The following is a 24,242-nucleotide window of genomic DNA, read 5'->3' on the forward strand; positions in this document are numbered from 1 at the left end:
TCTTCTTGTGTGGACAATCTTAACCATGAACGACAAGCTTCCACCCCTGATAGAAACCCCCACCGGTCTGTACCGCCACTACAAAGGTTTGATGTATGAAGTGCTTGGCACGGTGCGTCACAGCGAAAGCCTGGAACCGATGACGCTGTACAAGGCCTTGTATGGCGAGAAGGGGCTGTGGGTCAGGCCAGCGGCAATGTTTAACGAGGAAGTGGTGATTGACGGGGTGCGACAGCCCCGATTTGCCCGACACACGGTTTAGCTGGTTCAAAAGCGTCCGCTCAGGCTTCCGAGAGCTCCCCTTGGCGTGATTTTTAAGCCAAATCTGGACTTCGCCCTTTGACGACGGCAATAGTTTGCTATCAATAGAATAGCTGTTGTATTGCGCCAGTGACTCACCGGGGCATCACGCAACGCCACGGGCCAAGACGCACCCCGATTCGCCTCTCACCGATAATCGCGGGTTATGTCCGAAATCACCGAAATTGAAAAACAAGTCAAACGCCGCCGCACGTTTGCCATCATCTCCCACCCCGACGCCGGCAAGACCACGCTGACTGAAAAGCTGTTGCTGTTCTCGGGCGCGATCCAGATTGCTGGCAGCGTGAAAGCACGCAAGGCTGCGCGTCATGCCACCTCCGACTGGATGGAGATTGAAAAGCAACGCGGCATTTCGGTCGCCTCGTCGGTCATGCAGATGGAATACCGCGACTGCGTGATCAACCTGCTTGACACGCCGGGCCACCAGGATTTTTCTGAAGACACCTACCGCGTGCTCACCGCAGTCGACGCCGCACTGATGGTGATCGACGCCGCCAACGGCGTCGAGCCACAAACCCGACGGTTGCTGCAGGTCTGCCGCGCCCGCAACACGCCCATCCTGACTTTCGTCAACAAGATGGACCGCGAGGTGCAGGACCCGATGAGCGTGATGGACGAGATCGAGCGCGAGCTGGGCATGACGGTGGTGCCTTTCACCTGGCCGGTCGGCATGGGCAAGCTGTTTCACGGCGTGTATGACAGACGTGAGGAGCGCATGCGCGTCTTCAGCCCCGGCGAAGAAAAGGCCGGCGGAGACGATGAAATTTTGGCCGGCCTGGACAACGCCGAAGCGGCCAAACGCTTCGGTGCCGAGTTCACCCAGGCACAGGACGAGTTGTCGCTGCTCGAAGGCGCTTCGCCCGAGTTCAACCGCGAAGACTTTTTGAGCGGCAAGCAGACCCCGATGTTTTTCGGCTCGGCCATCAACAACTTCGGCGTGCAGGAAGTGCTGGACGCGCTGGTCGATCTGGCGCCCGCCCCTGCAGAACGCGCAGCGATGCAGCGCGTGGTGCAGCCTTCGGAGAAAAAATTCTCCGGCGTGGTGTTCAAGATCCAGGCCAACATGGACCCGGCGCACCGCGACCGCATTGCGTTTTTGCGCGTGGCCAGCGGCGAGTTCACACGTGGCATGCGGCTGAAAGTGGTGCGCAGCGGCAAAGAGCTGCGGCCCAACACGGTGGTGAGCTTCATGAGCCAGCGCCGCGAACTGCTGGACACCGCGTTTGCCGGCGACATCATCGGTATTCCCAATCACGGCGTGCTTCAACTTGGCGACACGCTCACCGAAGGCGAAGCACTGCAGTTCACCGGACTGCCATTCTTTGCGCCGGAGATGTTCCGCGCCGTCGAGGTGGCTGATCCGCTGCGCAGCAAACAACTGCGCGCCGGGCTGACGCAGCTTGGCGAAGAGGGTGCGATTCAGGTTTTCCGCCCGATTGCCGGGTCATTGCTACTGCTCGGTGCCGTCGGTCAGTTGCAGTTTGAAGTGGTTGCGCATCGCCTGGAGCATGAGTACGGCGTGAAGGCCCGCATCATGGGCAGCCAGTTCAATCTGGCGCGCTGGGTGACCTGTGACGAACCAAACGAACTCAAGAAATTCATGGACGCCAACTCACATCGCGTGGCGCTGGACGCTGTTGATGCGCCCACCTTGCTGGTGGATCACAGCGCCACCTTGCGCGCTGTTGAACAGCAGTGGTCAAAAATCAAGTTCCACGCCCTGCGTGAGCACGCGGGTCTGGTTTTTCAGTCAAAGATTTAAGCATTTTTGGCACTTTGCCCATATAGAACGGGCGCAAGCTGCTATTGATTTGATAGTGCTTGCGTCCGCCCAGGCGCTTATTTGGCCTTGAGCAGATCCCCAACTTCCAGCAGGATCAACTCGTTGTCGTCTGCCTTGTTGGCGTCGCGGCTGCTGGAAAACGGCAGATTGTTGTCATTGCCCACCACGATGTGCGTGTCGTTCACGATGTCAACGTTCTCGATGGTGAAGAAAGGGAAGGTCAACACGCCATTGTTCAGCGGCTTGCGGGCCAGCTTGTTCGGGTCGGCAATGCTCATCAAGTCGACATAGCCGATTTTTCGAACAGGGCCACCCAAATTGGCATCCGTCAGCTCGACCTTGTAGACGCGTTTGAACTTTGCGAGGTCATGGAAGCAATCGGTTCGCTTCTGGCCTTCAGGGCAAGCCTTGTCCGCGGTGCCTTCACCGTTGTCGCGCTCGACGATCAGCCCGGTTGTGCCGTCCATCATGTTGAAGTCGCCGATCGCATGGCCATTGCCTTCCAGAACATACTTCCAGTGGCGGCCGGTCCATGACTCGGTTTTCACATCAAACTCCAGCACGCGCAAATAGTCTTTACCCTCAAGGTTTTCATTGGCTTTGGTGGCTGCGTTCCACAATGCGCCTTCGAGCAATGCATACAGCTTGCTCCCGTCTTTGGAAGCAGCCATGCCTTCAAAGCCGCGCGATCTGCGCACCTGGAAATCAACCGCACCACCGGGCGCGCCTGGTGTTGTCACTGCCGGGTGGTCGGGCGAACGGACTGCTTTTCCGTCAACCATGGTCTCAAACACGGCGAGCACTTTGCCCTTCATGTCGGCTTTGATCAGCCAGGGGCCCAGCTCGTCACCAATCCACAAGGCGCCGCCCGCAATCTGAAAGCTCTCGGTATCAAAATCGCTGCCGGTCAAATAGCGTTTTTTTGTGCCTTCCTGAACAATGCGAAACGGCACTTTTTTGTCCGGGTCGTGCAGAAAAATAGTTTCCAACCGCTTCATGGCCCCGCTTTTGAAATCGATGTTGTATCGGTTCAGGTACAGCATGGTGTCGGGCGAGTTGGCTTTGGAGCCGAAGCCGTTGTCGGTCAGTATCCAGAAGCTGCCATCGGCCATTTTCTTGATGCCCGAGTGACCCTGAATGGGCTGACCCTTGAAGGGCAGAAACACACCCGTGGGCCGACCGGCAGACTGGCCTTCCACTGTGCCGAATGTTTCCACGCGTTTGGCAGTCGTGAATTTGCCGCTGACCTTCAAGTCTTCAGGCGCGTCTTTGGGCGCTGCAATAAAGGACTGCGCTGGCATCACCACATGGCCGGCAAGCGTTGCGGGAAAAGCCGTTTGGGCTTGAAGGGGAAATGCAGCAAATGCAATGGATAGCGCAAACAAGGCGGGGGTGAAGCGTGGGCGAAGCATGAAGTCCTCCTGATTATGAAGAGGCACATCTTGCGTACGCGATGTGACGTCGCCGTGACGCCAGGCGATTCAGTGGCGCGGCAGGGGCAAAGCGGTTTTGTATCGCACCTGCTTGAGCGCAAAGCTGGAGCGAATTTTGTCTATGCCCGGAATCGGAGTGAGCTGCTCCAGAATAAATTTTTCAAGCGCACCCATGTCAGCCACCGCAACGCGAATCAGGTAGTCGCTGTCGCCAGTCATGAGGTAGCACTCCATCACTTCGTCGTGCTCAACCACGCGGCGCTCAAACTCCGACAAGGACTCCTTGCTTTGTGAGCGCAGACTGATGGAAATAAACACCGTAAGCCCCAACCCCAGGGCGGCGGCGTTGATGATGGCGACGTAGCGGTCAATCACACCGGCGGCCTCTAAAGCCTTGACTCTGGCCAGACAAGGCGAAGGGCTGAGGTGCACCCGTTTGGCCAGCTCTACATTCGAGAGCGACCCGTCTTTTTGCAGTTCATCCAGAATTCGCAGATCAATGACATCAAGCTTCATATGCCGCCATCTCATTCTATGAAGAAATTTTATGCTGCAGATTATTGTTTATGAAGATTATTCAATAGCTAATAGGGGTGACCCGCTTGTATATTGAGATGCATGAATGCGCCCCTTCCCAACCTCGCCCTGAACCACCCCATGGACTCGCTTGACGCAGACCCATCCGAAACCGCCGAGTGGCGCGAAGCCTTCGTCGCACTGGCCGCGTCCCAAGGTCCGGCCCGCGCCCGCTATCTGCTGGATGAACTGGCCCGGCTGGCCCGCGAACAACGCATAGGCTGGAAGCCAGAACTCTCAACGCCTTATGTCAACACGGTGGGCGTGAATGAGCAGCCCGTGTTTCCGGGTGACCTTGCCGTTGAAGAACGGCTGGCCTCGCTTATGCGCTGGAACGCGCTGGCCATGGTGGTGCGCGCCAATCAGGCGGAGTCCGGTGGCTCCAGCGAGCTGGGTGGCCACGTCGCCAGTTATGCCAGTGCGGCGGATTTGTTTGAAACCGGCTTCAACCACTTTTTTCATGCGCGCGAAGGGACGGGGCCCGGTCAGCACCGCGGTGACCTGGTGTTTTTCCAGCCGCACAGCGCACCCGGCGTGTACGCCCGCGCTTTTCTGGAAGGCCGGCTCAATGAAAAAGATTTGAGCTTTTACCGGCAGGAACTCACCGCACCTGCGCAAGGCGCGCAAGGTCTGTGCAGCTATCCGCACCCTTACCTGATGCCCGAGTTCTGGCAGTTTCCCACGGGCTCCATGGGCATAGGCCCGATCAGCTCGATCTACCACGCACGCTTCATGCGTTACCTCACGCACCGCAGGTTGCTCGACTGCACCGGCCGCAAAGTCTGGGGTGTGTTTGGCGACGGCGAGATGGACGAGCCCGAGTCCATGAGCGCTCTGACCTTGGCGGCGCGCGAGGGCCTGGACAACATGGTCTGGGTCGTCAACTGCAACCTGCAACGCCTGGACGGACCGGTGCGTGGCAACGGCCGCATCATTGACGAGCTGGAAAAACTGTTTTCAGGCGCGGGCTGGAATGTCATCAAGCTGGTGTGGGGCAGCGATTGGGATGGGCTCTTGGCGCGGGACCTCACCGGTGCCCTGACCAAAGCTTTTGCCGACACGGTGGACGGCCAGATGCAAACCTTTGCGGCCAAGGACGGCCGCTTCAACCGCGACAACTTTTTTGGCCAGAACGAAGAGTTGGCGCGCCTTGCACAGGGCATGAGCGATGAGCAGATTGACAGGCTCAAACGCGGCGGCCACGACCTGGTGAAAATCCACGCCGCTTATGCAGCGGCCGCCGGGCACAAAGGGCAACCGACAGTAATCCTTGCGCACACCAAAAAGGGTTACGGCATGGGCAGCGCCGGCCAGGGAAAGATGACCACGCACTCGCAGAAGAAATTTGACGAGTCGGACTTGCTGGAGTTTCGCAACCGCTTTAATTTGCCACTCAGCGATGAGCAGGCCAAAAGCATTGCCTTCTACAAACCCGCTGAAGACAGCCCCGAGATGCAATACATGCACGCACGGCGTGCGGCACTGGGCGGCTACCTGCCCAAGCGCGAGTCGACCGCTGAAGTGCTTGAAATACCGGCTCTTACTTCTTACGGGGGTTTTGCGCTTGCTGCGGACGGCAAGGAAATGAGCACCACCATGGCCTTTGTGCGCATGCTGGGCGGCCTGCTGAAAGACACGGCGCTGGGGCCCAGGATTGTGCCCATCGTGGCCGACGAAGCGCGTACGTTTGGCATGGCCAACTTGTTCAAGCAGGTGGGCATTTACTCCAGCGTGGGCCAGCGTTATGCGCCCGAAGACATTGGCTCAGTCCTCTCATACCGCGAAGCACTGGACGGGCAAATTCTGGAAGAAGGCATCAGCGAAGCCGGCGCGCTGGCCAGTTGGACAGCAGCCGCCACCAGCTACAGCGTGCATGGCCTGGCCATGCTGCCTTTTTATATCTACTACTCCATGTTTGGCTTTCAGCGCGTGGGCGATCAGATATGGGCCGCCGCTGACCAACGCGCCCGCGGCTTTCTGCTGGGCGCCACATCGGGACGCACCACGCTGGGTGGTGAAGGCCTGCAGCATCAGGACGGCACCAGCCACCTGATGGCCGCAACCATTCCCAACTGCAAGGCCTATGACCCGGGTTTTGCGTGCGAGCTTGCCGTCATCATTGACCACGGCATGCGCGAAATGATGGTGGAGCAGAAGGATGTGTTTTATTACGTGACGATGATGAATGAGAACTACGCCCAGCCGGATCTGCGGTCAGGCTCTGAGGCAGACATTATTCGTGGGTGCTACTTATTTGATAGCTATAGTCCAGCGTCATCAAAGGGCGCAGAGGCAAAAACACTTAAAAGTGTTGCGCTGCTGGGCTCTGGCGCCATTTTGATCGAGGTCATCAGGGCAGCGCGGCAGCTGGCCGATCAGGGCATCGCCGCGACGGTGTACAGCGTGACCAGCTGGAGCGAACTTGCCCGCGACGGCGCGGATTGCCAGCAGCGGGCGCTCTCCACCGTGGAACCAGCTCAGGCCGAACGGAGCGTGCCCTTCATCGCGGAGCAACTGAAGACCAGCCAGGGCCCCATCATTGCAGCGACAGACTACGTACGCGCAGTGCCCGAAAGCATTCGCGCCTTCGTTCCGCAAGGCCGGAGCTACCTCACGCTGGGTACCGACGGCTTTGGACGCAGCGACACCCGTGCGGCGCTGCGCGAGTTCTTTGGTGTGGATGCGGCGAGCATCGTTCGCGCCGCCCTGCACGCCCTGACAACCTAGCCCGACTACCACTCGCGGAGCCCGCGCCGACGCGGGCTCCGCTCGCTTGTCCCCATCGGGACATTTGCAACCTCAAATTAAATAGACCAGTCTATATAATATGGACATGGATGCACGTTTCCTGATGGACCACCCCCGTGATCGGATGATCGCCGCTGCGATTGACGGCATGCGGGCGTCCGGTCTGGCGGGCGCAGGCATTAATCAGGTGATTGCCGCCAGTGGCGCGCCCAAGGGCTCGCTTTATCACTACTTTCCTGGCGGCAAGCTCGCACTTGCGCAGGAAGCGCTGGAGCACTTTGGCGCCCAGCGACAGGCAGAACTCAAGGCGGCGCTATCAGGGGACGCCCCCGTAGACCAGAAGATCAAGCGCCTGTTCTCCCGCATGGCCAAAGGTCTGGCCCAGGAAAATTTTCGCTTCGGTTGCGCAGTGGCCGGCGTTTCGCTCGACCTGGGCGAGGAAGCCTCGGCGCTGGCACCGGTTTGCGCGGCGCTGATGGAGAGTTGGACAAGCACCATCGCCGATGCCCTCGAACCGTTGCCAGCTGCACGGCGCCGGGCGCTGGCCCGATTTGTTGTCACCGCGTTTGAAGGCGCATTGGTACAAGCCCGCGCCTCGCGCAGCGCCCATCCCGTGCTTGAAGCAGGCGACCAGCTCGCGGTCCTGCTACGGGCTCACCTCAACGCTTTATAGGGAGAACCACGTGTCCATCTACAACCCCGAACGCAACACCGCCTTCTACAACAAGCTGGGAGAGGGGCACCTGCCCGGCCTCATGGGCATCAAGGTGCTGGCGCTGGAGCAAGGGTCTTTGCGTGCCGAGCTCAAGGTTCGAAAAGACCTGTTTGCGCCCAACGGCTTTCTGCATGCCGGCACCGTTGTCACGCTGGCCGACACAGCCTGCGGTTACGGTTGCTCCGCGCACTTGCCTGCGGGCGCAAAAGGCTTCACCACCATTGAGCTGAAAAGCAACCACCTGGGCACCGCCCTGGATGGGGTGATCGAGGTCGAGGCACGTGCTGTGCACTTGGGTCGTACCACGCACGTCTGGGACGCAACGGTCAGGCGCCAGGACACGGGCAAGACGATCGCGCTGTTTCGGTGCACACAGATGATTCTGTAGCCAGGGCCAGCAACTGAAACGCAAAAAAGTCCGCGAGCGCCTCAAGCGCTTGCGGACTCGTCAGAAGGAAATCTGATTACTTGGGCAGCAGAACCTTGTTGACCACGTGGATCACGCCATTGGACTGGTACACGTTGGCGATGGTCACGGTGGCGGTACCACCTTTCTCGTCAGTGACCATCACTTTGCCGCCCTTCAATTTGGCAGTCAGCGTGCCGCCTGCAACGGTCTTGAGCGACGCAGAACCCTTGCCATCGGCAATCGCTTTTTTCAGCGCGGCTGCATCCATCTTGCCTGCCACCACGTGGTAGGTCAGGATGCCGGTCAACATCTCTTTGTTTTCAGGCTTGAGCAGCGTGTCCACGGTGCCAGCTGGCAGCGCGGCAAAGGCTTTGTTGACAGGGGCAAATACGGTGAAAGGACCGGGGCCTTTGAGGGTGTCCGCCAGGCCAGCTGCCTTGACAGCGGCAACCAGGGTGGTGTGGTCTTTGGAGTTGACAGCGTTGTCAATGATGTCTTTGGAAGGCAGCATGGGCGCGCCGCCGACCATGACTTTGGCGAAGGCAGAGCCAGCGGCCAGGGACATGGCAAATGCCAGACCGATCGTGGCGAGTTTGTGTTTCGTTTGCATGAAATACCCTTTGATGAAGTTGAACATTGAGCCGACGTCCAGGACTGGAAATCAACCGGCTGTGATGAATACGGGTCGCCATCGCAACTGGATTCACACCCGGGTTCAACCTTCATTCCATAATGGGTAATCAAATGTGAGGCGCACGGCCTTCACGCCGTTCGCGCAATCACGGCTGCGTTTGCAGCCAGCTTTCAATGGCCCGGGGATAGAGCAAATGCTCCTGCACCAGAACGCGCGCGGCAAGCGCATCGGCGGTGTCCCCGGGTAACACCGGCACCACGGCCTGCGCCAGCGCAGGGCCATGATCCAGCTCGGCAGTGACCTGGTGCACGGTGGCGCCCGCTTCCTTGCAACCGGCGTCGATGGCGCGCTGGTGCGTATGCAAGCCGGGAAACAGGGGCAGTAGAGACGGATGAATATTGATCAGGCGCCCTGCGTAATGGGCCACAAAAGCCGGCGTCAGAATGCGCATGAATCCCGCCAGCACCACCAGCGCAGGCTGGTACCGGTCAACCACTTTCATCAGCGCCGCATCAAAGGCCTCACGCGAATCAAAGCTCTTGTGGCTCAGCGCCTCTGCGGCAATGCCCATGGACTGCGCCAGCGGCAGACCTTTGGCATCAGGCTGGTTGCTGATCACTGCGGCTATACGGGCACTGAAACGGCTTTCCCACTCCTGCTGCTGGGCTGCGCGTGCGATGGCCGCCATGTTGGAGCCACCTCCGGAGATCAGGATGACGATGTTTTTATTCTTTGCTTGCATGGCTTGAGTTTAATTCTGCGGTGGTCGGGCCATCGCAAACAAGGCCAGCGACATGGCCCCCATGACCAACAGCATCCACAGCAGCCCGGTATAGCCGCCCAGCCCGATAAGTGCCCACGCTGTGAGAAATGGTGCCGCCGCGCGCGTGCACAGCGCAATGCCCGACATGGCACCGCTGATTCGCCCCACGTGCTCATGACCATAAAAATCGGGCACGATGTTGCTGCGCACGATGGTGATCAGGCCATTGGCCACACCAAACAGGATTGCAAAACCAACCAGCACCAGGTTTTGCTTGCCCAGCACAAACACGGATAGCGACAGCGGAAACAAGGCCAGCACGATCAGACCCAGAACGCGGTGGCTCATGGGCCGGCCCAGCCACAAAAACGCAAAACGCCCCAGCACCTGCGCGGGTCCAAACCACACCATCACAGCAACCGCCTCTGTCTGGCTCAAGCCCTTGAATTCAAAGGCAGGCATCAGATGCGCCCAAATCGTGGACAGGGCAAATGCGTACAGCGTGAAGGTTGCCGTCAGCAGCCAAAAAGGGCGGCCCCGCATGGCCTGGCGCAAGGTGGCATGGTCTGACACAACAACACCCGCCGAGTCGGCACGGGCGGGCTGCGCTACTTTCCACGGCATGCGCAATACCCAGGCGTGCAGGGGCGCAACCAACAGCAGGACCAGCGCCAGCACCATCAGCGCGGGCCGCCAACCCAGCGCGACCAAAAGCCAGGCCACTGCCGGAAACGAGAGCGTGCTTGCAAAGCCGCCTACCAGCGTGATGGCGGTGATGCCCTGCCGGTACCGGTCCGGAAAACGTTTGGTGATTTCACTGAAGGCGGGCTCGTACAAAGTCATGGCCATCGCCAGGCCCAGAATGGCCCACGCGGCGTACAGCAGCGGCAGGCTGTGGGCCTGAGACCACAAGGCGCAACCCGCTGCGCCAAGCAAGGCGCCACCGGTAAGCACGGCACGGCCCTGACCACGATCGATGGCGGCGCCGACACCATAGGTGGCCAAACCCCAGACCATGAGCGCCAGCGTGAACGCGCCCATGATCTCCGGCTGGCTCCAGCCCATGTCGCGCTGCATGGGCAGCACAAACGACGAAAAACCGTAATACATCACCGCCCAGCAGAGAATTTGGCCAACACTCAGGGCGCTGATGATGGTGCGGTACGACGGCAAGATGCCATGATTATCGCCACGGCCCCGGTCGCGGTTATTTGTCCCAACTGGGACAGAAAATTACGAACGACCGTGCTAAAACTACGAAAATTGTTGTGGCAGTTGTTGTAATTGACGGAGACATTCCATGGATTTGGCTTTCACCCCCGAAGAACAGAAATTTCGCGAGGACATCCGCGCCTGGGTGCAGGCCAACCTCCCCGCCGATATTTCTGACAAGGTCCACAACGCCCTGCGTCTGTCCCGCGACGATATGCAGCGCTGGGCAAAAATCCTCGGCAAAAAAGGTTGGCTGGGCCACGGCTGGCCTACGGAATTCGGTGGCCCCGGCTGGAACGCCGTTCAAAAACATTTGTTTGAAGAAGAATGTGCCCTGGCCGGTGCGCCGCGCGTGGTGCCGTTTGGCCCCGTGATGGTGGCGCCAGTGATCATGGCCTTCGGCAGCCCTGAGCAGCAAAAGCGTTTCTTGCCGGGCATCGCAAGTGGCGAAGTCTGGTGGAGTCAGGGCTACAGCGAGCCTGGGTCCGGCTCGGACCTGGCATCTGTCAAATGCCGTGCAGAACGACAAGGCGACAAATACATCGTCAACGGCCAGAAAACCTGGACCACCTTGGGCCAGTATGGCGAGTGGATCTTCTGCCTGGTTCGCACCAGCACCGAGGGCAAGCCGCAAACCGGCATTTCTTTCCTGCTGATCGACATGAAGTCGCCCGGCGTTTCGGTTCGCCCCATCGTGTTGCTTGACGGTGAAGCCGAAGTCAACGAGGTGTGGTTCGACAACGTCGAAGTACCTGCAGAAAACCTGATTGGTGAAGAGAACAAGGGCTGGACCTACGCTAAACACCTGCTCAGCCATGAGCGCACCAACATTGCCGATGTGAACCGTGCCAAGCGCGAACTGGAGCGTTTGAAGCGCATCGCCAAAGCCGAAGGTGTGTACGACGATGTGCGTTTTCGCGATGAGATTGCCAAGCTCGAAGTCGACGTGGTCGCGCTTGAAATGCTGGTGCTGCGTGTTCTGTCGGCCGAAAAGTCAGGCAAGAACTCCCTGGACATTGCCGGCCTGCTGAAAATCCGCGGCAGCGAGATCCAGCAGCGCTACAGCGAGCTGATGATGCTGGCCGCCGGCCCCTTCAGCCTGCCCTTTATTGAAGAAGCCATGGAGGCCGGCTGGCAAGGTGACTTTCCTGGCGGCCTGCCGGGCGATGCGCCACTGGCATCCACCTACTTCAACATGCGCAAGACCACGATTTATGGCGGAAGCAACGAGGTGCAGCGCAACATCGTGTCGCAGTTTGTCTTGGGGTAAGTCCCGCGTTTTGTCATTGCGGGCTCGACCCGCAATCCATGGATCCCGGGTCAAGCCCGGGATGACCACCAACAGGAGAGCACAATGGATTTTGATTTTTCTGACGACCAGGAACAACTGCGTGACGCAGTCCGCAAATGGGTAGACAAGGGCTACGACTTCGAGCGCCGCCGCGGCATTGCCAAAGCTGGCGGTTTCTCGCGCGAAGCCTATGGCCAGCTGGCCGAACTGGGCTTGAGTGGCCTCTATATTCCTGAAGCCAACGACGGCATGGGCATGGGCCCGGTTGAAGGCATGGTGGTGATGGAAGAACTGGGGCGCGGCATTGTGCTGGAACCACTGGCCCAAACGCTGATCGCAGGTGCAGTGCTTGCGGGCTACGCGGCCGACGCCGTCAAAACCGTCTGGCTGCCCAAAATTGCCAGCGGTGAGGCTTTGGTGGTGTTGGCCAATCAGGAGCGCGCAGCGCGCTACCGGCTTGACCTTTGTGAAGCAAAAGCGACGTCTGCCCAGGCAGGATGGGCGGTGAATGCTATTAAAAACATAGTTCCCGCCGGCGACCTTGCGGACGCCTTCATCGTGCCCGCGCTGGCCAACGGAAAGATCGCGCTGTTTCTGGTGGAACGCTCCGCAGCCGGCGTCAGCACCCGCGGCTACAGCACACAGGATGGCGGCCGCGCCGCAGACGTGACGCTGAAAGATGCGCCTGCCACGCTCATCACGCTGGACGGCCTGACAGCGCTTGAACACGCAGTGGACATCGGCATCGCCGCCACCTGCGCGGAAGCCGTGGGCGTGATGGACAAGACCCTGGCGATCACCGTCGAATACATGAACACACGCAAACAGTTTGGCGTGTTCATCAGCAGCTTTCAGGCGCTGCGCCACCGCGTGGCCGACATGAAGATGCAGCTGGAACTGGCGCGCTCCATGAGCTACTACGCATCGCTCAAGCTCAATGCGCCTGCCGATGAGCGCCGCGCAGCGATGGCCCGGGCCAAATACCAGTTGGGTAACTCCATGCGTTTCGTCGGCCAGCAGGCGGTGCAGTTGCACGGCGGCATTGGCGTGACGGATGAGTACATCGTCAGCCACTACTTCAAGCGCCTGACACAAATGGAAATGACTTTTGGCGACACCCTGCACCATCTGGGCGAAGTCTCGGCCAGAATGCAGGACACCGCAGGCGTCTTCGCCTAAAGAGCGCGAGGCACCACAAATCAGCCCGCGTCTGCGGGCTTTTTTTTATCGGGGAACACGCATGACGTCACGCCGCATAGCCATGGCAACCATCGCAAGCATTCTGCTTCTGACCGCATGCGCCACCGCGCCCGAGTTAGTTGAAGAGCACCCCCCAATTGTTTTTGTGCATGGCAATGGCGACACCGCCGCCCTGTGGCAAACCACCGTCTGGCGCTTTGAATCCCAGGGCTGGCCGCGCGAACGCCTGCATGCGATTGACCTGCCCTATCCCCTGGCGCGTGATGACGACAGCGTGGCCCAACCGGGACGCACCTCTACTGCCGAACACATGTCCTATCTGAAATCAGAAGTTGAGCAGGTGCTGCGGACCACCGGCGCGCGCCGGGTGGTGCTGGTCGGCAACTCACGGGGCGGTTACGCCATCCGCAACTACATCCAGAACGGCGGCGGCGATAAGCGCGTGAGCCACGCCATTCTGGGCGGCGTGCCCAACCATGGCGTCTGGGCCATCAAGGGCTTTCGCGAAGGCAATGAATTCTCGGGTACCGGGCCTTTTTTAACGGCGCTCAACGCGCCCAAAAATGCGGCGGGTGATGAGGTAACCGGGCCGGTCAAATGGCTGACGATTCGCTCCGACAACAACGACAAGTTTGCCCAACCCGACGGTGTGTGGATAGGCGCCAGAGGCACACCCACGCGGGTGAGTTTCGACGGGCCAGCGCTCAAGGGCGCGACCAACACGGTGATCCCGCGTGTGGACCACCGCGAGACTTCTTTCTCCCCCGCAGCTTTTGAAGCGACTTATCGATTCATCACCGGCAAAGCGCCGCAGACTTTGACGATCCAGCCCGAGGCCGTGGTACAACTCAACGGAAAGGTCAGCGGCTTGGGTTTGCAGCCTGCAGACCCGAACAGCGGCAACTACGCCAACAACCTGCCTCTGCCGGGCGCGCAGCTATCGGTGTATGCCACAGACTCCACCAGCGGCGCACGCATTGGCAACGCGGTGCACAGCAAAACCGTGGGGGTCGACGGGATGTGGGGGCCTTTCGCCGCTCAGCCAGGCGTGCAGTATGAATTTGTCATCAGCGCACCAGGCTACACAACCACCCACATCTACCGCAGCCCCTTCCCGCGCTCCAGCAACATCGTGAACCTGCGGGCTGACCGCCTGGCCGAAGCGGACAAAAGCGCGAAGTCCAGCATCACGCTGACGCGGCCAAGAGGTTACTTCGATGCGGTGCGCGACAAGATGAGGTTTGACGGCAAGACTATTTTGCCGGGCGTTCCGCCCACCGGTGCAGGTGTGTCCACCTCAAAAATCAACGTGAGCCAGGATGGGATCCGGCCACTTTCAGCGGAGTTCAATGGGGAAAAGATCACTGGGCGGACTTGGCCCGTCGCAGACAACCACCTTGTGGTGCTGGAGCTGACTTACTGAAGACGCCAGTCGCAGGCAACGAGTGGTCCGGGATGGTCTTGCCACCGTTGCTCATCGCCGCTTCTCGATCTCAATAGCGACCGCCTTCAATAAATCTCAACACACCGGCGGCGGTTTCAGATTCCTGGCCGTAAAAGCCGTGGGGTGAACGCCCTTCGCAAGCCTCCAGACCAGCCGGGCCCTCGTGTCCCGCGCCTCCAGCGACCACGACGACTTGTCGCCGCAAGGATTTGATACGGGCTTCGACACGCGGCATCGCATCGGCCGGTGATCGCAAGCACCGATCCTGCGCATGCCCCACCATGAGAGTCGGGACGGTAACCGCCTCCAACGCAACATCGAATACCGTCTGCGCCGTCCATGGCTTTCGCCCACCCGCCGTACCTACTGACAGCACCGAGGTCAGCACCATGCCATTGGGGGCCGCGGCTCCCTGCAGCCGGGCGGCAGCATTGACCGCCGAGATCGAGCCACGGCTGGTCCCTACCACCCAGATTGAAGCATGGCCACGGCGCCGCAGATCGGTGATCACGCGGCCCAGATCCTCCGCGTGTTCAGCCGACGCGCGAAAAGCCGCAAGACCGTCCTCTTCGCGATGATCGGACGGCGCATCAACCAGCGCCGTAGTCCAACCGCCGGCACGGAACAGGGGGGCAGAACGAACAAGCGAGTTGCCAGTCAACATTCGCGGACAAGCTTCAGCGTTGAGGCCCAGTACACCGTGCCCACCGACGAGGAGCACCAGAGCCCCTCGCACCGCCGTTGCCGCCATTGCCGCCGTTGCCGCCGGGGGCATTGACAACGCATACGCAAACTGTGTGCCCCGGTGACCGGGCAACGTGATCAGGGATCCGCAAGACTGCGCTGCGGTCGGGCCAGAAAAAAAAGCGCCCACCAGACAAAGGGCCCGAACGCAGGCAGCCGCAACTCGCCCAAATGCCGGACGCGGCACGGTAGAGAAATTTCTATTCATATGCCAGATAACTTGATTGCCTCATTCTGCTTCCCCAATGGCAATCACGGGGTTGCATCGCCCTTTGTGGAGAGAGCTCAGCCTGAAAAGCGCACCATCAAACTCAGGTCAGCAGGCGCGAATTCTTCGGCACATGCGCCATCAAAAACTCCATCTGGTCTGCCAGGATGCGGCGGTTGCGCAGGATGAAGTCTTCCCACAGGCTGGGAACATAAGGCGTGTAAAGCAGCGGCATGTGCGCCTGCTCGGGGGTGCGGCTGCTTTTGCGGTGGTTGCAAGCGCGGCAGGCTGTGACCACGTTCATCCAGGTGTCCACGCCTTTTTGCGCGAAGGGGATGATGTGCTCGCGGGTCAAATCTTCTTCATGAAAATGGTCGCCGCAATAGGCGCAGATGTTGCGGTCGCGAATAAACAGCTTGCCGTTGGTAAGCCCCGGCTTGAGGTTGAAGGGGTTGATGTTGGGCACGCCCTTGGTGCCGATGATGCTGTTGACCGTGATGATGGACTGGTTGCCGGTGATGGCGTTGTGCCCACCATGAAAGGTTGCCACCTTCGCGCCCATTTCCCAGCGCACTTCGTCCGATGCGTAGTGCAACACGGCTTCTTCAAGGCTGATCCACGATTGCGGCAACCCCTGGGCTGAGAGCTTCAAGACCTTCAAACGAACCTCCAACATTTAAAAAAACGCATGGAACCGGACTGACGCTGCTTGAGACCTCAATATACCGTGATTTCGTGACAATTCCATCCGTACAAGGCCTTTGACCCCTCCGGACCGCGTCTGATCGGCTCCTGCCGCTATTAAAACGATAATCATCGTCATGGGAATCGGCGGTTGACCGCTTATTGCTGCAAGGCTGACAGATGAATATGAATGTTGAGGAGGTAAACATGCTTGATCGCGCGGTGAAGAGCGCTACGCACCCGATTGCACCGCCCTGGAGCGTGCTAGCTGCGTTGCTCCTCCTTGCGGGCATCAGCCCGCCGCGTCGTCACGCCTTGCCAGCCCACCCCATGACGGCCCACTCGGACGCGTCCAATCACCGATTCCCATGATGCAGATCTTTCGCGGTTACCACCATCCGGCACTCGCCACGCAATGCGCCCTGACCATAGGCAACTTCGATGGCGTGCACCGCGGCCACCAGGCGATGCTGGCTTTGCTGAAGAACGAGGCGCAACACCGGGGAGTGCCCAGCTGCGTGATGAGCTTTGAGCCGCATCCGCGTGACTACTTTGCCGCCGCGCTTCGCAAGCCCGAGCTGGCCCCTGCACGCATAGCCACCCTACGCGACAAGCTGACGGAACTGGAGCGCTGCGGCATTGACCAGTGTGTCGTGCTGCCCTTTAATGCGCGGCTGGCGTCCCAGCCTGCAGAGGCCTTTATTGAAGACGTGCTGGTTAAAGGCCTGGGGGTACGCTACGTGCTGGTGGGCGACGACTTCCGCTTTGGCGCCAAACGCACCGGCGACTACGCCATGCTGGACGCCGCTGGCGACCGGCTCGGCTTTGATGTGGCCCGCATGAACAGCTATGAAGTGAGCAACACGCGGGTGTCCAGCTCGGCCGTGCGTGAAGCGCTGGGCCGCGGCGACATGACGCGCGTGGCCATGCTGCTGGGCCGGCCCTACAGCATCTCGGGCCACGTGGTGCATGGCCGCAAGCTGGGGCGTGACCTGGGTTTTCGCACCCTTAATTTGCGGTTTGCACACTGGAAGCCGGCCGCCAGCGGCATTTTTGCGGTGCATGTGCATGGCCTGGGCGGAAAGCCCCTGGTGGGTGTTGCCAACCTCGGCATCCGGCCCTCTTTGGATACGGATGATGTGAATGGCGGGCGCGTACTGCTGGAAACCCACTGCCTGGACTGGCCAGCCAGCCTGGGCCCCGAGGGGGCATACGGTAAAATCATCCGGGTGGAACTGCTGCACAAACTGCATGATGAACTGAAATACGACAGTCTGGATGCCCTCACAACAGGCATTGCCAAAGACTGCGACGACGCGCGGGCGTTTTTTGCCAGGTCTTTTTCAGCGTCCCTGCACACGGAAACCAGCCGCCAGACAACACGCGACCGAATTTAGACGATCTCGTCGTCTCTGGCCCCGCCCGTTTTCCCGGGCACGGCCTTCTTTCCGAACCGCATGTCCGCGGCCCTTCCTGTTAGCCGCCTCAACAAAAGTTTTTCCATGTCTGACAACAAAACCGATTACCGCAGCACCCTGAACCTGCCCGACACACCCTTCCCCATGCGCGGCGACTTGCCCAAGCGCGAAGCGGGTTGGGCCAAAGAGTGGGACGACAAAGGTATCTACAAAAAGCTGCGCGACGTGCGCGCCGGCAAGCCAAAGTTTGTGCTGCACGACGGCCCGCCTTATGCCAACGGGCAAATCCACATCGGGCACGCCGTCAACAAGGTGCTCAAGGACATGATCGTCAAGGCGCGCCAGCTCAAGGGCCTGGACGCGATCTACGTTCCGGGTTGGGACTGCCATGGCCTGCCCATCGAAAACGCGATTGAGAAATTACACGGGAGAAATCTCCCCCGTGATGAAGTGCAGGCGAAAAGCCGAGCCTTCGCCACCGAACAAATCGCCGGGCAGATGGCCGACTTCAAACGCCTGGGCGTTCTCGGTGAATGGGACAATCCCTACCGGACCATGGACTTCGGCAACGAAGCCAATGAAATCCGCGCGCTCAAACGCATCATGGAGCGCGGTTTTGTCTACCGTGGCCTCAAGCCGGTGTACTGGTGTTTTGACTGCGGCTCTTCGCTGGCCGAGTTCGAGATCGAATACGCCGACAAGAAATCACAAACGCTGGACGTGGGCTTTAAATGCGCTGAGCCGGATAAACTGGCCGCTGCCTTTGGCGTGCCCAGTCTGGCCAAAGACGCCTACGCCGTCATCTGGACCACCACCGCATGGACCATCCCGGCCAACCAGGCGCTGAACCTGAACCCAGAGCTGGAGTACGCGCTGGTCGACACCGAGCGCGGCATCTTGCTGCTGGCATCGGTGCTTGTCGAGAAATGCCTGGAGCGCTACCAACTCAGCGGCACGGTGCTGGCTACCGCGCCGGGCAAAAATCTGGCGCTGCTTAAATTCATGCACCCGCTGTACGACGTGCATGCCGGCTACCAGCGCCTGAGCCCCGTGTTTCTGGCCGACTACGCGACTGCTGACGACGGCACGGGTATCGTGCACTCTTCCCCAGCGTATGGCGTGGAAGATTTTAACTCCTGCGTTGCCAACGGCATTGCCACGGACGACATCCTCAACCCGGTGCAGGGCAGTGGCCGCTATGTGGATGAGCTGCCGCTCTTCGGCGGGTTGAACATCTGGAAAGCTGCGCCGCTGGTGATTGAAGCCCTGCGCGATGCTGGCAGCCTTTTTGGCACGGAAAACATCACGCACAGCTACCCGCACTGCTGGCGTCACAAGACACCCGTGATCTACCGCGCCGCAGCCCAGTGGTTTGTGCGCATGGACGAGGGCGTTGGCGTTTTTACCAAAGACAAGGCGCCGCAAACCCTGCGCAAGCTGGCTCTCGCCGCCATTGAAGAAACCAGCTTCTACCCAGAAAACGGCAAGACCCGTCTGCGCGACATGATCGCAGGCCGGCCCGACTGGTGCATCAGCCGCCAGCGCAACTGGGGCGTGCCCCTGCCGTTTTTCATTCACACCGCCACCGGCGAGCTGCACCCGCGCACCATGGAGATCATGGACCAGGCAGCCAGCATGGTTGAGGCCGGTGGTATCGAAGCGTGGAGCAAGGCGAGCGCCGAATCCATCATTGGTAACGATGCACCCGACTACATCAAGAGCACCGACATCCTGGACGTGTGGTTTGACTCGGGCACCACGCACGACCACGTGCTCAGGCACAGCCACGCGGCCCAGTCCACCTGGCCGGCAGACCTGTACCTGGAAGGACATGACCAGCACCGCGGCTGGTTTCACTCGTCTCTGCTCACAGCCTGCGCCATGTACGACCATGCGCCCTACAAGGGCCTGCTGACCCACGGCTTCACCGTGGACGGCAAAGGCCGGAAGATGAGCAAGAGTGAAGGCAACACCGTGGTGCCGCAAGAAGTGTCCAGCAAGCTTGGCGCCGAGATCATTCGCCTGTGGTGCGCGTCAATCGACTACTCGGGCGACCTGGGCATTGACGACAAAATTCTGGCCCGCGTGGTGGACGCCTACCGCCGCATCCGCAACACGCTGCGCTTTTTGCTGGCCAATGTCAGCGACTTTGACGCCGTCAAGGATGCGGTGCCGCTGGACCAGATGCTGGAGATAGACCGCTATGCGTTGAGTCGCGCGGCACAGTTGCAGGCTGACATCCTGGCGCACTACGAGGTGTATGAGTTTCACCCGGTGGTCTCCAAGTTGCAGATCTATTGCAGCGAAGACCTGGGCTCGTTTTACCTCGACATCCTGAAAGACAGGCTCTACACCACCGCGCCCCGCTCACTGGCGCGGCGCAGCGCGCAGACAGCCCTGCATCAGATCACTCACGCCATGTTGCGCTGGATGGCGCCCTTCCTGAGCTTTACCGCTGAAGAGGCGTGGACGGTGTTTGGCAGCTCCGAGTCCATCTTCATGGAAACCTATGCAGACCTTGGTGAGCCTGATGCCGTGCTGCTGGCCAAGTGGACGCGCGTCCGTGAACTCCGCGACACGGCCAATAAGGATATTGAAACCCTGCGCGCCGACGGCAAGGTCGGCTCGTCGCTGCAGGCCAGGGTGACCCTGACGGTTGCCGCCGCCGACCATGCGTTGCTGACCAGCCTGGGCGATGACCTGAAGTTTGTCTTCATCACCTCTGCTATTGATTTAGTAGCTGCTGACGCCCTTTCTGTAAGGACAGAGGCCAGTTCTGCCGCCAAATGTGAACGTTGCTGGCACTACCGGGACGATGTGGGGCACGACGCTGCGCACCCAACCATCTGCGGCCGCTGCACCAGCAATTTGTTTGGTGCGGGTGAAAACCGCAAATTTGCTTAAAACTCCCTTATGGCCAAATCCACTTTCTCCAAAACATCGAGCATGCTCCCCTGGCTCGGCCTGGCACTGATCCTGCTGATTGCCGACCAGTTCACCAAGGTGCTGATCCTGGGCTATTACAAGCTCGGAGACGCTACCTACGTGACGAGTTTTTTCAACGTGGTGCGGGTGCACAACAGCGGCGCTGCCTTTTCGTTTCTGGCATCCGCCTCCGGCTGGCAGCGATGGTTTTTCACGGCCATCGGTATCGCTGCAGCCATTTTTATTGTCTGGATGCTGCGCTCGCACCCTGGTCAAAAACTGTTCTCTTTTGCACTGGCGTGTATTCTGGGCGGTGCTGTAGGCAACGTGATTGACCGCGTGTTGCACGGCTATGTCGTCGACTTTCTGGACTTTCACTACGGCAATTGGCACTTCCCGGCTTTCAACATTGCCGACAGCGCCATCACCGTGGGCGCGGTTTGCCTGATTCTTGACGAGCTGCTTCGGGTGCGGAAAACGAAATAAGAGCCCTCTCGCTTTTAATTTCGGGTAATGCGTTGCCCTTGGGAGGACTGATTTTTCCCCTGGGAAAGCCCGAGAGGAAAGTTGTTGACCCCGACGCCCGCTCAATACGCGTAGCTCCGGAGACCTTGCAGACCGCGGCTTGCGAAGCGCTCCGCCTCAGTCGATTTGTTCAAAGCTGCTCAGGCAGCTTTGGGGCCGCAGGCCCCAAAGCGTCGGGGTTTCTACTGGTTTGAAATCGCCCTCTCCCCCTTGGCTTGCGGCAGTAATTTCCCTCTTCGAGCAAGCGCGCAGGCGCGCTATAGTGATCTTGAGTTATGAAGCATTTGTTGAATCTTTTGGCGGCCATCGCGCTGCTGGTCTGGGGAACCCATCTCGTTCGCACAGGCATCCTGCGCGTGTTTGGCGCCAACCTGCGTCACATCCTTTCGCGCAGTATCAGCAACCGGTTCACTGCCGCACTTTCCGGTATTGGCGTGACGGCACTGGTGCAGTCCAGCACGGCCACTGCACTGATCGTCTCCTCCTTTGTAGGCCAGGGCCTCATCACCTTGCCGCTGGCGCTTGCCGTGATGCTGGGCGCCGACATTGGCACCAGCCTGATGGCGGTGCTCTTTTCGCTTGATCTTTCCTGGCTGTCCCCGCTGTTCATTTTCACGGGTGTGGTTCTGTTTGTTTCCAGCCAGACCACCAACGTGGGCCGTTTTGGCCGCATCCTGATAGGGCTGGGCCTGATGTTGCTGGCCTTGAACCTGGTGACCGAGTCGACGCAGGTGCTGACCTCCAACGCCGCGGTCAAGGCGTTGCTGGCCACACTCAGCAGCGACCTGTTGCTTGAAATCACCGTCGGCGCTGCTCTTGCCGTGGTGTCGTATTCCAGCCTGGCCATTGTGCTGCTGACTGCCACGCTGGCTGCGTCCAATGTGGTGCCGCTGGATGTGGCTTTGGGCCTGGTGCTGGGCGCCAACCTGGGCAGCGGTTTGCTGGCCGTGATGACCACGGCCCGATCAGCCGTTGAAGTGCGGCACGTGCCGCTGGGCAACCTGGCCTTCAAGTTGCTGGGGGTGGCCATCGCGGCGCCGTTTTTGGGCTTGTGGCTGCGCCACGCATCACCCTACCTGGGCGGCGCAGCAACGGCCGTGGTGTTGTTTCACCTGATCTTTAACCTGGCTGTGGGCCTTTTATTTATAGGCTGGACACAATTGGTGGCGCACTGGGTTGAAAAACTCCTACCCAAGCCCGTCCGGAGCAACATCAGCAACGGACGGCCGCACCATCTGGACCCCTCAGCCCTGACCACGCCCTCACTGGCCATCTCTTGCGCAGCCCGCGAGGCTTTGCACCAGGCCGACATTGTCGAAAACATGCTTAATGGCATGTTGACCGTCATCCGCCACAACAATTTGCAGCTTGCTGAAGACCTGCGCAAAATGGACGACACGGTGGACGAGCTGTATTCGGCCATCAAGTACTACCTGACCAAAATCTCGCGCGAGGCTCTGGGCGAAGAAGAAAGCCGGCGCTGGACAGACATCATCAGCTTCACCATCAACATGGAGCAGATCGGCGACATCATTGAGCGCGTGCTGATCGACATCGAAGACAAGAAAATCAAACCCGGGCGCAGCTTCTCGGAAGCGGGCATGGCCGAAATCTGCGAGCTGCACAAACACCTGGTCGACAACCTGCGCCTGAGCATGAGCGTGTTTTTAAACGGCAGCGTGTGTGATGCACAAAAGTTGCTGGAAGAAAAAGCGCGCTTTCGCGACCTGGAGCGCGCGTATGCCACCACGCATCTGGGCCGCCTCACGGACAACACCACGCAAAGTATCGAAACCAGCTCGTTGCACATTGACCTGATCAGCGACCTGAAACGCATCAACTCGCACATCTGCTCCATCGCCTACCCGATTCTTGATTCCGCAGGCGCATTGGCTCCCAACCGCCTGCGTCAGGTGGCCGCCGTGGACGGACCGCTGGGCGAACAGCCCGCGCCATGAACCCCAACGCCGATCAACTGTGGCGCGCACCGCGCTGGGCATTGGCCGTCTTGCTGGCTCTGCTCGGCATGCTGGGGCCTTTTTCCATAGACACCTATCTCCCCGCGTTCTCGGGCATTGCACGCTCACTGGGCGCAACGCCGGTCGAGATGCAGCAAACATTGTCGGCCTACCTGTTCGGGTTTGCCTTCATGAACCTGTTTCACGGCGCGCTGGCCGACAGCTTTGGCCGCCGTCCGGTGGTGCTGTGGGGCATTGCGATGTTCACCGTTGCGTCGGCTGGGTGTGCGCTCTCGCAAAGCATTGAACAGCTGGTGTTTTTCAGGGCACTGCAAGGCCTGTCTACTGGCGCCGGCATTGTGGTCTCACGCGCGGTGATACGTGACATGTTTCCCCCGGCGCAGGCGCAGAAGATGATGAGCCAGGTGACGATTTACTTTGGCGTCGCGCCGGCCATTGCGCCCATCATTGGCGGCTGGCTGTTTGTTTATACCGATTGGCACGCCATCTTCTGGTTTTTAACCGGCATTGGCGTACTGCTCTGGAGCGCCAACTACAGGCTGCTACCTGAGACGCTACATGTCAGTGAGCGCCAGTCTTTTCATCCCAAAAATCTGATGCGGGGTTACTGGCAACTGGGCTCGAGCGCGCGCTTCTTGCTGCTGGCGCTGGCCAGTGGCGTACCCTTCAACGGCATGTTTTTGTATGTGCTTTCAGCGCCTGAGTTTTTGGGGACTCACCTTGGCCTCACGCCTACAGAATTTTTCTGGTTCTTTGTGTTGACGATCAGCGGCATCATGTCGGGCGCCTGGGTGAGCGGGCGCATGGCCGGCAAGATTCCGCCGAAAGAGCAAATCCGCCATGGTTTTGTGATCATGCTCGTCATTGCCATCATCAACCTGCTGGCCAATGTGTTCTTCAAGGCCCATGTCTTGTGGGCATTGATTCCCATTGCCGTGTTTGCCTTTGGCTGGGCCATGATGGTCCCGGTGGTCACGCTGCTGGTACTGGACCTGTACCCCGAGCGGCGCGGGATGGCGTCGTCTTTGCAGGCGTTTGTTGGCTCCGCAGCCAACGGCATCGTGGCCGGCGTGATTGCGCCACTGGTCATGCACTCTACCGTGGCATTGGCGGCGTCTTCGCTGGCGATGATGGGCGTGGGCTTGGTGGCGTGGCTGTATCTGCACCACCGCTGGCCGGAGATTGGGGACGCTGTCTCTAAATAAGTACCCAACCCGTCCGTGAGCCCCA

At 59.8% G+C, this 24,242-nt stretch carries 21 protein-coding genes; 14 read left to right on the forward strand and 7 right to left on the reverse strand.

The genetic code is table 11. The features are described 5' to 3' along the window. The first annotated feature begins 25 nt into the window (after nt 1–25). Together VE934_RS07305 and VE934_RS07310 are read left to right on the forward strand one after the other, a co-directional pair. Nucleotides 26–262: a DUF1653 domain-containing protein gene (locus VE934_RS07305; protein ID WP_324885869.1), complete on the forward strand. Its 237-nt coding sequence runs from the start codon at nt 26–28 to the stop codon at nt 260–262. Nucleotides 263–466: 204 nt separating this feature from the next. Then, nucleotides 467–2,083 (forward strand): peptide chain release factor 3, encoded by a 1,617-nt coding sequence (locus VE934_RS07310; RefSeq protein WP_324885871.1) that lies wholly within the window; start codon nt 467–469, stop codon nt 2,081–2,083. 77 nt (nt 2,084–2,160) lie between these two features. Here VE934_RS07310 and VE934_RS07315 read toward each other — a convergent pair whose 3' ends face one another. Both VE934_RS07315 and VE934_RS07320 read right to left on the reverse strand, forming a co-directional pair. Beyond that, a complete protein-coding gene (locus VE934_RS07315) occupies nt 2,161–3,516 on the reverse strand; it encodes an esterase-like activity of phytase family protein (RefSeq protein WP_324885873.1) in 1,356 nt (451 codons plus the stop codon). Between the two features lie 69 nt (nt 3,517–3,585). After that, nucleotides 3,586–4,053 carry an Lrp/AsnC family transcriptional regulator gene (locus VE934_RS07320; RefSeq protein ID WP_324885875.1) on the reverse strand — a complete coding sequence of 156 codons (468 nt, stop codon included), beginning with the start codon at nt 4,051–4,053 and terminating at the stop codon, nt 3,586–3,588. 102 nt (nt 4,054–4,155) lie between these two features. Between VE934_RS07320 and mdeB the strand changes: the two genes are divergently transcribed. From mdeB to VE934_RS07335, 3 genes are all read left to right on the forward strand, one after another. Further along, nucleotides 4,156–6,840, forward strand: a complete 2,685-nt coding sequence (gene mdeB / locus VE934_RS07325) for an alpha-ketoglutarate dehydrogenase (protein ID WP_324885877.1) — start codon at nt 4,156–4,158, stop codon at nt 6,838–6,840. A 106-nt stretch (nt 6,841–6,946) separates the two neighbouring features. Further along, a complete protein-coding gene (locus VE934_RS07330; RefSeq protein ID WP_324885879.1) occupies nt 6,947–7,534 on the forward strand; it encodes a TetR/AcrR family transcriptional regulator in 588 nt (195 codons plus the stop codon). A 10-nt stretch (nt 7,535–7,544) separates the two neighbouring features. Continuing rightward, nucleotides 7,545–7,964: a PaaI family thioesterase gene (locus VE934_RS07335; protein WP_324885881.1), complete on the forward strand. Its 420-nt coding sequence runs from the start codon at nt 7,545–7,547 to the stop codon at nt 7,962–7,964. Between the two features lie 76 nt (nt 7,965–8,040). On the opposite strand, the gene VE934_RS07340 is transcribed toward VE934_RS07335, so the two are convergent. The 3 genes from VE934_RS07340 to VE934_RS07350 form a co-directional block, all read right to left on the reverse strand. Further along, the gene (locus VE934_RS07340) at nt 8,041–8,595 is read right to left on the reverse strand and encodes a fasciclin domain-containing protein (RefSeq protein WP_324885883.1); all 555 of its coding nucleotides are present in this window, start codon (nt 8,593–8,595) and stop codon (nt 8,041–8,043) included. 169 nt (nt 8,596–8,764) lie between these two features. After that, entirely contained in the window at nt 8,765–9,361 is a 597-nt protein-coding gene (purN, locus tag VE934_RS07345) for a phosphoribosylglycinamide formyltransferase (RefSeq protein ID WP_324885885.1), read from the reverse strand. Nucleotides 9,362–9,370: 9 nt separating this feature from the next. Next, nucleotides 9,371–10,555 (reverse strand): MFS transporter, encoded by a 1,185-nt coding sequence (locus tag VE934_RS07350; RefSeq protein WP_324885887.1) that lies wholly within the window; start codon nt 10,553–10,555, stop codon nt 9,371–9,373. Nucleotides 10,556–10,682: 127 nt separating this feature from the next. On the opposite strand from VE934_RS07350, the gene VE934_RS07355 reads away from it, so the two are divergent. The 3 genes from VE934_RS07355 to VE934_RS07365 all read left to right on the forward strand — a co-directional run bounded on the left by VE934_RS07355 (nt 10,683) and on the right by VE934_RS07365 (nt 14,508). Beyond that, nucleotides 10,683–11,864 carry an acyl-CoA dehydrogenase family protein gene (locus tag VE934_RS07355; RefSeq protein ID WP_324885889.1) on the forward strand — a complete coding sequence of 394 codons (1,182 nt, stop codon included), beginning with the start codon at nt 10,683–10,685 and terminating at the stop codon, nt 11,862–11,864. A gap of 84 nt (nt 11,865–11,948) precedes the next feature. Then, entirely contained in the window at nt 11,949–13,064 is a 1,116-nt protein-coding gene (locus VE934_RS07360) for an acyl-CoA dehydrogenase family protein (RefSeq protein ID WP_324885891.1), read from the forward strand. A 61-nt stretch (nt 13,065–13,125) separates the two neighbouring features. Continuing rightward, complete coding sequence (locus VE934_RS07365; protein WP_324885893.1) at nt 13,126–14,508, forward strand: alpha/beta fold hydrolase; 1,383 nt, start codon at nt 13,126–13,128, stop codon at nt 14,506–14,508. Between the two features lie 70 nt (nt 14,509–14,578). Here VE934_RS07365 and VE934_RS07370 read toward each other — a convergent pair whose 3' ends face one another. Further along, entirely contained in the window at nt 14,579–15,193 is a 615-nt protein-coding gene (locus VE934_RS07370; protein ID WP_324885895.1) for a hypothetical protein, read from the reverse strand. Nucleotides 15,194–15,584: 391 nt separating this feature from the next. Beyond that, on the reverse strand, nt 15,585–16,142 hold the full coding sequence (locus VE934_RS07375; protein ID WP_324885897.1) for an HNH endonuclease: 558 nt from the start codon (nt 16,140–16,142) through the stop codon (nt 15,585–15,587). 230 nt (nt 16,143–16,372) lie between these two features. Between VE934_RS07375 and VE934_RS07380 the strand changes: the two genes are divergently transcribed. From VE934_RS07380 to VE934_RS07405, 6 genes are all read left to right on the forward strand, one after another. Continuing rightward, nucleotides 16,373–16,537, forward strand: a complete 165-nt coding sequence (locus VE934_RS07380; protein WP_324885900.1) for a hypothetical protein — start codon at nt 16,373–16,375, stop codon at nt 16,535–16,537. Then, complete coding sequence (locus tag VE934_RS07385; protein WP_324885901.1) at nt 16,537–17,562, forward strand: bifunctional riboflavin kinase/FAD synthetase; 1,026 nt, start codon at nt 16,537–16,539, stop codon at nt 17,560–17,562. The genes VE934_RS07380 and VE934_RS07385 overlap by 1 nt, the downstream gene beginning before the upstream one ends. A 105-nt stretch (nt 17,563–17,667) precedes the next feature. Beyond that, nucleotides 17,668–20,487: an isoleucine--tRNA ligase gene (ileS, locus tag VE934_RS07390; protein WP_324885903.1), complete on the forward strand. Its 2,820-nt coding sequence runs from the start codon at nt 17,668–17,670 to the stop codon at nt 20,485–20,487. Nucleotides 20,488–20,496: 9 nt separating this feature from the next. Further along, complete coding sequence (gene lspA, locus VE934_RS07395) at nt 20,497–20,994, forward strand: signal peptidase II (RefSeq protein ID WP_324885906.1); 498 nt, start codon at nt 20,497–20,499, stop codon at nt 20,992–20,994. A gap of 314 nt (nt 20,995–21,308) precedes the next feature. Next, nucleotides 21,309–22,991 carry a Na/Pi cotransporter family protein gene (locus VE934_RS07400; protein ID WP_324885907.1) on the forward strand — a complete coding sequence of 561 codons (1,683 nt, stop codon included), beginning with the start codon at nt 21,309–21,311 and terminating at the stop codon, nt 22,989–22,991. Further along, a complete protein-coding gene (locus VE934_RS07405) occupies nt 22,988–24,217 on the forward strand; it encodes a multidrug effflux MFS transporter (protein ID WP_324885909.1) in 1,230 nt (409 codons plus the stop codon). The genes VE934_RS07400 and VE934_RS07405 overlap by 4 nt, the downstream gene beginning before the upstream one ends. Nucleotides 24,218–24,242: the final 25 nt, after the last annotated feature.

The organism is Polaromonas sp., from assembly GCF_035638815.1.
Lineage (GTDB): Bacteria > Pseudomonadota > Gammaproteobacteria > Burkholderiales > Burkholderiaceae_C > Polaromonas.